A 12,728-nucleotide genomic window follows, 5' to 3' on the forward strand; every position below is an offset into this window, starting at 1 on the left:
AAGGCTTGAACCGACCCGGCATGTTCTGTATTTGTTCTTGTTGAGCGATTCGCCGCACACCGCCGCGAGGAAGTCTTTCCGTCTCAGCACACCGGATTCAGACGCATGGCCCAGCTGGACACCACCGAGAAACTGACCATCCTCGCCGACGCCGCGAAATACGATGCGTCATGCTCTTCCTCCGGCGGGAAAAAGCGCGATTCCCGTGGCGGCAAGGGCATGGGCTCGACGACGGGCGGCGGCATCTGCCACGCTTACGCGCCGGATGGCCGATGCATCAGCCTGCTGAAAATCCTGCTGACCAACAGTTGCATTTTCGACTGCCATTACTGCATCAACCGCAAATCCTCGAATGTGCGGCGCGCCCGTTTCACGGCGAAAGAAGTGGTGGATCTCACGCTCGATTTCTACAGCCGCAATTACATCGAGGGGCTGTTTCTCTCGTCGGGCATCATCCATACGCCCAACTACACGATGGAACAGATTGTCGAAGTCGCGCGCAGCCTGCGCGAGGATCATGATTTTCGCGGCTATATCCACCTGAAAACCATTCCCGACGCGGACCCGGAACTGGTGGCCCAGGCCGGACGCCACGCCGATCGCGTCTCGATCAATGTCGAACTCCCGACCGCCAGCGGCCTGCGGAAGCTTGCGCCGGAAAAATCCGAAACCCGGATCGAGGGCGCGATGGGCACCATGCGCACGGCCATCGAGGATGGAGCGGATGCCCGCAGGCGCTACCGTTCCGCGCCGCGCTTCGCGCCGGCGGGACAATCCACGCAGATGATCATCGGCGCGGACGCGGCGACGGACCGCGATATCGTCGCCCGCGCGGCGACGCTCTACAGCCGCTTCGCCCTGCGGCGGGTCTATTACTCCGCCTTCAGCCCCATTCCGCATGCGAGCGCCGTGCTCCCGCTCAAGCGACCGCCCCTGATGCGCGAACACCGGCTTTATCAGTCGGACTGGATGGTTCGTTTCTACAGTTATACGCCCGATGAAGTCGGCGCGGCGGTGGACCCGGAAACCGGGATGCTGCCGCTGGACATCGACCCGAAACTGGCCTGGGCGCTGCGGTTCCGGGAGCATTTCCCGGTCGATGTGAACCGCGCCCCGCGCGAGGCGCTCCTGCGCGTGCCGGGCCTTGGACCGAAAGCCGTTCGCGCCATTCTGACCGCGAGACGGTGGCGCAGGCTCCGCATGGAAGATATCGCGCGCCTGACCGTTTCGGTCAAAAAGCTGCGGTTGTTCATCATCACGGATGACTGGAAACCGGTGATGCTGGCGGACCGCGCCGATCTGCGGACATTGGCGGCACCCAAGGCCGTCCAGTTCGAGCTTTTTGCCGCGTGACGATGCGTACGGTCCATCTGGAAGCGGAAGACGATTTCGACGGGTGGCGGGACGCGGCCCGCGCCCTTGTCACGGAGCGTGTTCCGGCGGAGCGGGTCGTCTGGCAGGTGGGCGAGCGCCCGACCGATCTTTTCAGCGGCGAGCGGATTGCCGCCACGCACGCAAAGCCATTCGGCGTGCCGCGCCACTTCGTTTCGCTGGCCCGCCAGGCCATCCGACACAGCACGCCGGAGCGCTTTGCCCTGCTTTACGCACTGTTGCTGCGGGTGCTGGAAAATCCGCATCGACTCGGAGACCGCGCCGACCCCCGGATTCACCGGATCGAACGTCTGGCCCATGCTGTGGGCCACGATATCCACAAAATGCAGGCTTTCGTGCGCTTTCGCAAAGTCAGCGACGGCGACCGTGAACGGTTTGTCGCATGGTTCGAGCCGGAACATCACATCCTGCGCGCCAATGCCCGCTTTTTCATCAAGCGCTTCACCAACATGCGCTGGTCGATCCTGACGCCACGCGGTTCGATGCATTGGGACGGCGAAAGCCTCTCCGAAGGACCGCCCTCACAGCGCCGCGACGCGCCGCACGACGATCAGGTCGAGACGGTGTGGAAGGCCTATTATGCCGCCATTTTCAATCCGGCGCGCCTCATGAAAAAAGCGATGATGAAGGAAATGCCGCGGAAATACTGGCAGAACATGCCTGAAACGGCGTTGATCCCGGCCCTGATCGCCGGGGCCTACGAACGCGAACAACGCATGATCGAACAGGCGCGCCTGACACTGCCCGTTTTCTCTCCCGAACAGGCTCCCGACGAGAGAGAAAACGAGAGAGAAAACGGCAGGCGCGCTCAATAACCGCCCGGATAGGGCATGCCGTAACCCGGCGCCGCGTAGACCGGAGGCGCGTAGCCTTCATAGCCGCCGTAATACGGGGTTTCGTAACCTCCATACCCCCCGTAGCCGCCATAGGGAGAGGCATAGGCCGACGCCACCGAGGCGCCCACGATGGCTCCGGTCATCATGCCGAGACCAACACCCCAGCCGCCCCAGCCCCAGCCGCCGCCCCAGCCAGGCATACCCCAACCATAGCCGACCCAGCCGGGGCCGCCCCAACCCCAGCCGGGACCGCGCCAGCCACCGCCCCAGCGTGATCCCCAGACCGGACCGCGCCAGCCGCCGCCCCACCCGCCGCCACGCCAGCCACCGCCCCAGCCGGGACCACGCCAGCCGGGACCACGCCCGCCGCCCCAGCCATGATCGCCGCCTCTCCAGTCGCCGCGCCCGCCACCGCCATGGAATTCGCCGCCATGGAACCCGCCACCACCGGGACCACCTCCCCGAAAACCGCCGCCACCGCCGCCATGGAAACCCCCACCGCCGCCGCCGTGGAAACCACCCCCGCCGCCATGCTGCGCCAGGGCCGCGGGGCCAGTTGAAACCACGAGCGTTGCCGCCATCAGGAAACCAAGCATCTTGCGCGGCTTCATGTCTTTCATCCTTTCACGCCATGCTTCATGACCCGGTCTCACCAATCGGGTCGGGAAACACGTTCGGGGCATTGCTGCCTCATCCACATAAGTACATCGTCACGGAAATACCGCTAAAAAAGGGCCTTTTCAGCACGGGATTGAGTCGAAATGTCACACCGGCGCTCGATCTGGCGCGCCTGTTGTCGCGCTTTACGGTCATCGACGGCTCTTCCGTGCCACGACCTGACCGCCCAGCCGCGAGAGAACGTCACGCAAAGGCCCGTCAGCCATATCCGCGATCTCGACGGGACGTGGCTCGGGCCTGATGACAGGGAGCGCCGCCACAGCCATGGTGGCGTCCTGCACCGGCCTGATGCGTTCCACGAGCCCGGCCCCTCCGGGCCGATCGAAAGACCGTGGCAGCGTTCCGAAATAACCGTTGATTCTCTCGATCAACTGCGGCGCGAGATGCTGGATCTCCATGGCGACCGGCCCGGCGCACGCCACGGTCAGCGTGCCGGCCGCGATCCGGCGCGGCGTTGTCTGCGCCGCGAGAGCCGGTCCCACGATGGCTTCCCATTCGAGCATCAGGCGCACCGCCGGCGTGTTCTGGCGGGAGAATGCCGGACGCGTGATGGCTGGCAGGATCGACCCGATCGGCCGCGCGACGAAACTCCGCCGTGTGGCCTTTTCCGCCGCATCGGGTGTGGCGATGGATTTCGGGGCCTTGCTCCGCTTCGTTTCCTTCGTCATATCCCGGGCGTGTCTCCTTCTGCCTCCCACCTGCTTCAGTGGTATGACCGTCATCGTCGTGATCTCCCATGGCGCGCGGCCGATCACGAGTCTCCCGATCCCTACCACGTCTGGCTCAGCGAAATCATGCTGCAACAGACGACGGTCACGGCGGTCCGAAGTTATTACGCGCGTTTTCTCGCACGTTTCCCGACCATCACGACGCTCGCCGCAGCGCCGCGCGACGACGTCCTCGCCCTGTGGGCGGGGCTTGGCTATTACAGCCGCGCCCGCAACCTGCACGCCTGCGCGCAGATCGTCGCGGCCCGGGGCGGTTTCCCCAAAAGCGTCGGAGAACTTCGCGCGCTCCCAGGCATCGGGGAATACACGTCCCGCGCCGTCGCCGCGATCGCTTTCAATGAACCCGTCGTGCCCGTTGACGGCAATGTGGAGCGCGTGACGGCGCGCGTCTTCGCCATCGAGGAAGCGCTACCCGGGGCTCGCCCCGCCATCGCGCGCGCGGCGGCGACCCTCAACACCGATCCGGAAGCACAGGCGCGGCCAAGTGCGTTCGCGCAGGCGCTGTTCGACCTGGGCGCCACGATCTGCACGCCGCGCAATCCGGCCTGCGGGATCTGTCCGTGGCAGGACGGGTGCGCGGCCCGAAAGGCGGGTCTGGCCGCCGAACTTCCCCGCCGCGCCAAGCGCATGGCCAAGCCGCCACGCTACGGCGTCTGCTTCGTGCTTCGCGACCAGAAGGGCAATTTCTGGCTGACGCGCCGCCCCGAAACCGGCCTGCTGGCGGGAATGACGGCCTTTCCTGGAACGCCGTGGCGCGCGACCCGCTGGACCGTCGAGGAAGCCGCACGCCATGCCCCTTCGACGGTCGATTTTGAACTCGTCGGGGACGTCGTGCATGTGTTCACGCACCTGACGCTCCATCTGAGCGTTTATCGGGGTATCATCAACACGTTCGGCCAGAATTCTGACGGGTTTGCGTGCCACCCGGACAACGTCATGCGACAGGCGCTCCCCAGCGTCATGCGCAAATGCCTGCGCCTGGCGGCCCCGGATCTATGCAAGGAGACAGAGCAATGAGTGCATCCGCCGGTCAGAACCGCTTCTGGCTCCTGAACCACTTCGGACGTTTTCTGGAACTCGATCTCATGCGGGACTGCCTGTTTTCCCGCACGCTCGACAGCACGGCCTATCCCGGCATCTTCTTCTTCGCGGACGACCCGCATGCGGGTCGGGCCGACGTGGAACTTCGCAAAGCGGTCTCCCTGCCGATGCCCTTCCCCCCTCTCACGCTCCTGCCGCAGGCGAGTGGACTGGTGGCCTTCGAAACGCGCGATACGGACGAGCCGCGGTATATGAGAAGTCTGCTGGACCGGCACCTGGATTTCAACGCGGCAGCCATCAGGGAATGGGAGTTGTACCTTCCGGTCGATGAAGAGCATCTCCATGCTTTTATCCTGCTCGGCCAGCCCGCACTGACGTCGATCCACGATACGGGCGGCCACGCGCTCTCTCCGCTTGAATTCACGGACAATTTCCAGGTCGTTTTCGGCAAGATCGCATTGCCTCTTCTGCCGAATTTTCAGGCATTCGCGGAGATTGCCCACCTCGTTCCGGGGACGGAGACGGCTCTTGAACTGACCGACGGGAAGGCGGCGGTCTCCCTCGTCGTCACACGTCACTGACACCTCCCGAAGCCCGCCATTTCGCATCCGAAGAATTATCGATACGCTTCAGAAACCGGCCTTCAGATCCCGCGTTGAAGAAGCCGACTCACTATTCGGAGGAGATCAGACAGTGAAACAGGTAAAAGTCGCGCGCACTCTTCGCGTTTTTCTCGCGGCCGTTGTTGTCGTGGGAGCCGCTTCCACACTCTCGGCGTGCAACACTGTCAGCGGCGCGGGCAAGGACGTAAGTTCGGTGGGCCATGACGTCACGAACGGCGCCAACTACACGCAATCCAAGTGGAAGCAGACGACGCCGCAGGCGGCGACCCAGTGATGCGTTAACCGGTCAGGCCGTTCCGCCAGACAGGTGATCAGACGCGCGTCACTCCGAAAAACCGGAGAGGCGCGCGTTTTTTCGTAATGGCTCTTCACACGACGCCCCGGTTTGCAGGACATACAGACTTGCAAATCACCCTGCGCATACCCATTGATGAGGGGGCATGCCGTCTGGTTCTGGCATGTCACAATCGAGACGTTCTCAGGGCGGGGTGAAACTCCCCACCGGCGGTAGGTGCGCAAGCACAAGCCCGCGAGCGCCTCCGGCCCTTGGCCGGAGGGTCAAGCAGACCCGGTCAGAGTCCGGGGCCGACGGTCATAGTCCGGATGAAAGAGAACGCGGTCAGGAACGGGGCATGACCGTGCGGTCACGCCGCGCGCCCTGACGTGACGCCCTGAATCCGTCTCTCGCAGGAGAGGAACAGGGTGTGGATGCGTCCCCGCACACCAGCATGATCATCAACGCGACCACCGATCCCGGTGCCGTCCGCCATGCATTCCGCGCGGCCATCGACGCCGCTGTCGCATTCATGGGCGCTACCGCGCCGAATCCTCCCGTCGGCTGCGCTCTCCTCGATGCCGAGGGCCAGATTCTCGTCACAGCCGCGCATCAGCGCGCAGGAACGCCCCACGCGGAGGCGCGCGCCCTGAGCCTGGCACGGGCCGATGGCGTGATCGACCGCGTTCGCACCGCCATCGTGACACTCGAACCCTGCAATCACACCGGTCGCACACCGCCCTGTTCAGAGGCGCTGCGCGACAGTCCCGTGCGGGAAGTGTGGGTCGGTGTCCCGGACCCCCATGCGGCGGCGGCCGGAGGCATGGCGCGACTGACAGCGGCGCCCGATGCGCGACGCTGCATCGTCCTGCGCGACGTGCCCGAACTCTCGGATCTGCGACAGGCTTGCGAAGACCTCATCGCGCCGTTCGCGCGCCGCATCACGGACGGTCGGGCATGGATCACCGTCAAGCAGGCTCTCGATGCCGATGGTTCCATGATCCCCCCGACCGGCCGGACGACCTTCTCCCGACCGGCTTCCCTCACCCTCGCCCATCGCCTGCGTCGCGCCACGGACGCCATTATCACCGGCGCGGGCACCGTCCTGGCCGACCACCCGCGCTTCACCGTCCGCCACCTCCGCGACCATGACGGCCGCGCGCCGCGCCTGCTGGTCCTGTGCGACCGGCGTGGGCGCGTTCCGGCGCATTACGTGGCCGAGATGGAAACCAGCGGCTTTCGCGTCCTGCGTTGCGAAACGCTCGAGGCGGTCCCCGCGCATCTCGCGGCACACGGCGCGAACTGGGCGATGATCGAAGCAGGTCCAGGCCTGCTGCGCGAGGTCGCACGCCTCGGCCTCTGGGACGACTGGCTCACGATCCGGACCGGTGCAGGCCGGGACATGGAAGAGCGGGACGCGAAAGACCGGGACAGATGGGAGGTGCGCCATCGCGGCGCGACGCCCCTGCGCCTTCTGCCTGAAAGCCGGGGCCTGATTTTCGACAATGAGAGAATGAACTGATGTTTTCAGGAATCATCGAGCGTCTCGGGACGGTTCGCGCGCGCGCCATGACCCCGAACGACATGACGGTCACGATCGCCACGAACCTGTCCGATCTCGCGCTCGGCGAGAGCATCGCGGTCAACGGCGCCTGCCTGACGGTCGCCGCGTTCGGACCGGACGGGACCGCGACCGTTGGGGACGCCACCTTCCACGTCAGCCGCGAGACGCTCGACCGCACGGCCCTGGGTCGGCTGGCGGAGGGACGTCGCGTCAATCTCGAACGCGCCACCACGCCCTCGACCCGTCTGTCAGGCCATATCGTGCAGGGTCACGTGGATGGTATCGGCCATCTCCATGCGGTCGAGCGTATGGGCGAGTCGCGCCATCTCACGGTCATGCTGCCGCGCCGGTTGCGAAAATACGTCGTCGAAAAGGGTTCGATCGCGCTCGACGGCGTCAGCCTGACCGTCAACACGCTCGGAGAAACCGCAGGGGAGACATTCCCGATCCATCTCATGCTCATTCCGCATAGCTGGGAGCATACGGTTTTCCATGACACGCCGGTCGGAGCGCCCGTGAATGTGGAAGTCGACGTGCTGGCAAAATACGTCGAATCCCTCCTCAAAAACGGAGAGGCGGCATGAACGGCCACGCGATGTCGCCCGCCCTGGCGGCGGCGATCGATGCCATGCGCGCGGGCCGCATGGTCGTCATGGTCGATGACGAAGACCGCGAAAACGAGGGCGATCTCGTCATGGCGGCCCAGTTCGTCACGGCGGACGCCATGAATTTCATGGTCACCCACGCCCGCGGCCTCGTCTGCCTGCCTCTGGAGGCCGCGCGGATCGACGCGCTCGGCCTGCCCATGCAGCCGCGTCGCGGCCACGATCCGCGCGGCACGGCGTTTACGGTCTCGATCGAGGCCACGCATGGCATCACGACCGGAATTTCAGCCGCCGACCGGGCGCGGACCTGCCGCGTCGCCGCCGATCCGGACATGGCGCCGGAGGAGATCAGCTCGCCCGGTCACATTTTTCCTCTGCGCGCCCATCCCGAGGGGGTGGTGGCACGCGAAGGCCATACGGAAGGCGCCATCGACCTCGCCCGCCTCGCGGGGCTCGAGCCCGCCGCCGTGATCTGCGAAATCATGAGCGCCGATGGTTCCATGGCGCGCCTCCCCGAACTGCGCCGCTTCGCCGAACGCCATGACATGCCGATCGTCACCATCGCCGAGCTTGCGGTATGGTGTCGCGCGCGGGGTCGTGGCCCCGTCGCTTCCCGCGTCATCCCGCAGGCAGCGCCTCCCGCCATCGAAACCATCGCCGAGGCCGCGCTGCCCGGCACATATGGCGGCGACGACCTGCGCATTCACGCGTTCCGCGACCCGGACGGCATCGAACATGTCGCCCTCGTCAAAGGCGATCCGTCCCAAGACATCCCCCTGGTGCGGCTGCACTCGGAATGCCTGACCGGCGACGCGTTCGGCTCGCTGCGTTGCGACTGCGGCGCGCAGTTGCACGAAGCCCTGCGCCGCATCGGCGCGGCGGAGAGCGGCGTGCTGGTCTATCTGCGCGGCCATGAAGGGCGCGGAATCGGACTGAGCAACAAGATCCGCGCCTATGCCCTTCAGGATCAGGGGCACGACACGCTGGACGCCAATCTCGCCCTCGGCCTGCCCGCCGATGCGCGCGACTGGGTCGCGGCGGGCGCCATCCTCAAGGCGCTGGGCGTCACGCGCCTGGCGCTCCTCACCAACAATCCCGGCAAGACGGACGGTCTTACCGCCGCCGGACTGCACGTCATCCGTGAGGAACGGCTGGAAGTCGGCGCGAATCCCTTCAACCGCGCCTATCTGGCCACCAAGCGCACCCGCATGGGCCATCAGCTTTCCGTCTCCGGCGTCATGACGCCACTGCCGGATTTCATCGCCAGCTTCACCAACCCCCACAAGGACACAACATGAGCAAGTCGATCCCCGTCGCCCCGGACCTGCGTCTTTCGCCGACTCCCCGCCTGGCCATGCTGGTCAGCCGGTTCAACACCGACGTCACCCACGGCCTGCGCGACGGCGCTCTCGAATGGCTCGCCGAGCACGGCATCCATGAAGGCGATGTCGACATATTCGAAGCGCCCGGCGCGTTCGAACTGCCGATCATGGCCCAGAGTCTGGCGAAAACCGGCGATTATGAGGGCGTGATCTGCCTGGGCTGCGTCATCAAGGGAGATACCGCGCATTTCGAATTCATCAGCCTGGGCGCCACCATCGGCCTGATGCAGGCCCAGCTCACGACCGGCGTCCCGCTCTCGTTTGGCGTGCTCACTACCTACACGGACGAGCAGGCCACGGCGCGGTCGCGACCGGATGTCCACAACAAGGGCCGCGAAGCCTCGGCGGCCTGCGTGGAAACACTGGCCTTCCTGAGAAAGAGGCGCCGGAAAAGCTGAACCGCGCCTCCGTCCCCATCACACGACCGTGACGGACAGGCATTGCTACGGTTTTCTGACGCCGTGACGTTTCCCTATTGTGGAGCGATGCTCTACACCCTGTCGTGATTGCGGTCTTGCGACCACCACACGGCAGGGGCGCCTCGTTCGGCTCATGATTTCATCACTGATCAGCCAACTCGTTACATTCTGTGCTCGACGGGCGTGGCTCGTCGTCGCGATCTTCACGCTTCTCGGTGTCGGCGCGATCCTCGCGAGCCAGCAGCGCCTGGGCGTGACGACCGACACGGACAAGATGTTCGCCGCCTCGCTGCCGTGGAAAAAGCGCACGGCGGAGATGACACGGCTCTTTCCGCAGAACAACGACACGCTCGTGGCCGTCATCCATGCCGACATCCCCGAACAGGGCCGCGCCACCGCCAAGTCGCTTGCCGAGATGCTCTCGAAAGACCACGTGCATTTCAGCGCCGTGCGCCTGCCCGACGACAACCCGTTCCTCGACACGCACGGTCTGCTCTATCTCGACAAGCCGGCGCTCGGAAACCTGCTGAACAACATCGTCGCGGCCCAGCCCTTTCTCGGCACGCTGGCCGCGGACCCTTCAGCCCGCGGCCTCTACGACGCGCTCGGCATGATCGGCCTCGGCATCCAGAACGGCAACAGCGTTCCGGACAGCTTCGCCCCCGAACTCGAAGGTTTCGCCAAGGCGCTCCACGACGCCTCTCTCGGGCAGGGACATGACCTGTCGTGGCAGAACCTCCTGGCGGGCGAACTGACCAGGCTGGGCGTCGGCTATGAGTTCGTGATCGTCAAACCGGTCCTCGATTTCGCGTCCTTCCAGCCGGGCGGTGCGGCGTCCAGCGCCATGCGCGCCGCCATCCGCGACCTGCCCTTCGTCAGGAGCGGCAACGCGAAGGTCATGATCACCGGTGAAGTCCAGCTCAGCGACGAGGAATTCTCCACCGTCGCCAACGGCATGACGCTTGGCCTCATCACCTCGCTGATCCTCGTCGCGCTCTGGCTGATCCTCGCTGTGCATTCTCCGCGCGTGATCGCATCGATCCTCATCACGCTCATCGTCGGTCTCCTGCTCACGACCGGGCTGGCGGCTCTCATGGTCGGCACGCTCAACCTGATCTCGGTAGCGTTCGCCATCCTGTTCGTGGGCATCGCCGTCGATTTCGCCATTCAGTTTTCCGTGCGTCTGCGCGGCCAGCGCCTGCCGGACGGCCGACCGATGCCGCTGGATGAAGCGCTCGCTCTCACCGGAGAAGAGACGGGTCATCAGATCCTCGTCGCGGCGCTGGCCACGGCCGCGGGCTTTCTCGCCTTCGTGCCGACCGATTTCGTGGGCGTCGCCCAGCTTGGAATGATCGCCGGTTTCGGGATGCTGGTCGCGTTTCTCACGACGATCACCCTCCTGCCGGCCCTGCTGCACCTCTTCCGCGCCGATCTGGGAACGCGGTCGCCGGGCTTTGGGCGACTCGCACCGGTCGATCATTTTCTGCGCGCCCATCGCCGCCCGGTTCTGAGCATTTTCGCCATTCTCGGCCTGGCGGGCGCCGCGCTGATCCCGACCCTGACCTTCGACGCCGATCCGCTGCACACGAAAAACCCCCATTCCGAGGGCATGCGCGCGTTGAAACTCCTTGAGGCGGACCCGCGCTCCTCGCCCTACACAGCCGATCTGCTGGTGCCCAATCTCGACGTCGCCGCGCGCGAGGCGGCGGCGATCAGCGCCAAGCCGAGCGTCGAGCTGGTGATGTGGCTCGGCAGCTTCGTTCCTGCGGACCAGGCGGCGAAACTCGCCATGATCCAGGATACGGCCTCGATCCTGCTGCCCACGATCACAGGCGGAGACGTCGCACCAGCGCCGAACGCCGATGCGTTGCGCGTCGGTGCGAAAAAAGCCGCCGACCAGCTTGCCGCCGTGCTCAAAACCCTGTCGTCCACAGATCCGCTGCGCAGCATCCAGGCCTCGCTCGCCACATTGTCCCAGGCGCCGGACAATGTCGTTCTCGCGGCCAACACCCAGTTGACGCGCTTCCTGCCGAACCAGCTGGCGTCGTTACAGGCCGTGCTCCAGCCGACCGAAGTGACGTTACAGGACATCCCCCATGAGATCGCGGATGAATATCTTCTCCCCGACGGGCGGGCGAAGCTGAGCGTCCATCCGAAAGGTCGGCTGTCGGATAACAAGGTCCTCGATCGTTTTCTCAAGGACGTCGAATCGGTGGACCCGAATGTGGGTGGTCCCGCGCGGGAAATTTACGAGAGTGCGCGGACGATGGTGCATGCCTTCACGGTAGCCGCCCTGTCCGCGCTCGCCATGATCGCGGTCATTCTTTTTCTGGCCCTGCGCCGTGTCCTCGACATGGCGCTCGTCATGGCGCCGCTCATGCTTTCGGCGCTCCTGACCGTCATTCTCATCGTGACGATCCCGGAAACCCTGAATTACGCGAACATCATCGCCCTACCCCTCCTGCTGGGCGTCGGCGTCTCGTTCAACATCTATTTCGTGATGAACTGGCGCGCGGGCGTCACCAAACCGCTTACGTCGCCAACGGCCCGCGCCGTGCTGTTTTCGGCACTGACAACCAGCACGGCCTTCGGCTCGCTTGCGGCTTCACATCATCCGGGCACGGCCAGCATGGGACGGCTGCTGTTGATTTCACTCGGATGCACGCTGCTCGCGACGTTGATTTTCGTGCCCGCGCTGCTCCCCAAACGCGACGTCGATCCCATTTGACCCGAAATGGAGGGCGGTCATCGAGCCGGAATCACGCTCCATCAGGGCTGACAGGCAATCAACTTCTCCAATCTCCGAACGACACGTTTCAGCCATGACGCCATGAAGCCACGCCATCGAGCCCGACTGCGAGCAGTTCGGCCGCGCGCGCCGGCGTATCGGCTTCGACATAGACGCGAAGTTCCGGGGCATTGCCCGACGGACGCAGATGAACGATCTCGTTGCGCGCAAACGTCATGCGCACGCCATCGGTCTCATCCAGATGAATCAGCTCTCCGCAGACATCGACCAGTCCCAGCGCGAGCACCCCGGGGGGGGGGGGGGGGGGGGGGGCCGCGCGGGTGGCCTGTCTGACGGGTGACGGCATATCGATAACACATAAGCTTAGCTTGAAAAAATAAGAAACTGTCACCAACACACACACCACACAACCCCCAGAAATAATATATGACACAATA

Annotated in this window: 13 protein-coding genes and 1 riboswitch; of the genes, 10 read left to right on the top strand and 3 right to left on the bottom strand. The window is 65.0% G+C overall.

All coding sequences use genetic code 11. From position 1 onward, the window contains the following. Positions 1-105 precede the first annotated feature (105 nt). Together PWM43_RS11940 and PWM43_RS11945 are read left to right on the top strand one after the other, a co-directional pair. A complete protein-coding gene (locus tag PWM43_RS11940; RefSeq protein WP_289842740.1) occupies positions 106-1,353 on the top strand; it encodes a putative DNA modification/repair radical SAM protein in 1,248 nt (415 codons plus the stop codon). A 2-nt stretch (positions 1,354-1,355) separates the two neighbouring features. Further along, on the top strand, positions 1,356-2,207 hold the full coding sequence (locus tag PWM43_RS11945; protein ID WP_289842760.1) for a TIGR03915 family putative DNA repair protein: 852 nt from the start codon (positions 1,356-1,358) through the stop codon (positions 2,205-2,207). On the opposite strand, the gene PWM43_RS11950 is transcribed toward PWM43_RS11945, so the two are convergent. Further along, on the bottom strand, positions 2,201-2,839 hold the full coding sequence (locus PWM43_RS11950) for a hypothetical protein (protein ID WP_289842741.1): 639 nt from the start codon (positions 2,837-2,839) through the stop codon (positions 2,201-2,203). The two genes, PWM43_RS11945 and PWM43_RS11950, sit on opposite strands and share 7 nt — an antisense overlap. A 198-nt stretch (positions 2,840-3,037) precedes the next feature. Then, complete coding sequence (locus PWM43_RS11955) at positions 3,038-3,574, bottom strand: DUF721 domain-containing protein (protein WP_289842742.1); 537 nt, start codon at positions 3,572-3,574, stop codon at positions 3,038-3,040. Positions 3,575-3,583: 9 nt separating this feature from the next. Between PWM43_RS11955 and mutY the strand changes: the two genes are divergently transcribed. The 8 genes from mutY to PWM43_RS11995 all read left to right on the top strand — a co-directional run bounded on the left by mutY (position 3,584) and on the right by PWM43_RS11995 (position 12,270). Further along, positions 3,584-4,651: an A/G-specific adenine glycosylase gene (mutY, locus tag PWM43_RS11960; RefSeq protein WP_289842743.1), complete on the top strand. Its 1,068-nt coding sequence runs from the start codon at positions 3,584-3,586 to the stop codon at positions 4,649-4,651. Continuing rightward, positions 4,648-5,256 carry a hypothetical protein gene (locus tag PWM43_RS11965; protein ID WP_289842744.1) on the top strand — a complete coding sequence of 203 codons (609 nt, stop codon included), beginning with the start codon at positions 4,648-4,650 and terminating at the stop codon, positions 5,254-5,256. The genes mutY and PWM43_RS11965 overlap by 4 nt, the downstream gene beginning before the upstream one ends. Positions 5,257-5,368: 112 nt before the next feature. Beyond that, entirely contained in the window at positions 5,369-5,572 is a 204-nt protein-coding gene (locus PWM43_RS11970) for an entericidin A/B family lipoprotein (protein WP_289842745.1), read from the top strand. A gap of 196 nt (positions 5,573-5,768) precedes the next feature. After that, a riboswitch (FMN riboswitch) is annotated at positions 5,769-5,917 on the top strand. A 109-nt stretch (positions 5,918-6,026) separates the two neighbouring features. Continuing rightward, a complete protein-coding gene (locus PWM43_RS11975) occupies positions 6,027-7,094 on the top strand; it encodes a bifunctional diaminohydroxyphosphoribosylaminopyrimidine deaminase/5-amino-6-(5-phosphoribosylamino)uracil reductase RibD (RefSeq protein ID WP_394356078.1) in 1,068 nt (355 codons plus the stop codon). Continuing rightward, on the top strand, positions 7,094-7,720 hold the full coding sequence (locus PWM43_RS11980; RefSeq protein WP_289842747.1) for a riboflavin synthase: 627 nt from the start codon (positions 7,094-7,096) through the stop codon (positions 7,718-7,720). The genes PWM43_RS11975 and PWM43_RS11980 overlap by 1 nt, the downstream gene beginning before the upstream one ends. An 11-nt stretch (positions 7,721-7,731) precedes the next feature. After that, complete coding sequence (gene ribB, locus PWM43_RS11985; protein ID WP_289842761.1) at positions 7,732-9,039, top strand: 3,4-dihydroxy-2-butanone-4-phosphate synthase; 1,308 nt, start codon at positions 7,732-7,734, stop codon at positions 9,037-9,039. After that, positions 9,036-9,521, top strand: coding sequence for a 6,7-dimethyl-8-ribityllumazine synthase (gene ribH / locus PWM43_RS11990; protein WP_289842748.1), 486 nt, complete (start codon positions 9,036-9,038; stop codon positions 9,519-9,521). The genes ribB and ribH overlap by 4 nt, the downstream gene beginning before the upstream one ends. 154 nt (positions 9,522-9,675) lie before the next feature. Beyond that, positions 9,676-12,270, top strand: coding sequence for an MMPL family transporter (locus PWM43_RS11995; RefSeq protein ID WP_289842749.1), 2,595 nt, complete (start codon positions 9,676-9,678; stop codon positions 12,268-12,270). A gap of 88 nt (positions 12,271-12,358) precedes the next feature. Here PWM43_RS11995 and PWM43_RS12000 read toward each other — a convergent pair whose 3' ends face one another. Then, positions 12,359-12,637 carry a hypothetical protein gene (locus PWM43_RS12000; protein WP_289842750.1) on the bottom strand — a complete coding sequence of 93 codons (279 nt, stop codon included), beginning with the start codon at positions 12,635-12,637 and terminating at the stop codon, positions 12,359-12,361. Positions 12,638-12,728 lie beyond the last annotated feature (91 nt).

It is taken from the genome of Brytella acorum (genome assembly GCF_029309905.1).
In the GTDB taxonomy this organism is placed as follows: Bacteria; Pseudomonadota; Alphaproteobacteria; order Acetobacterales; family Acetobacteraceae; genus Brytella; species Brytella acorum.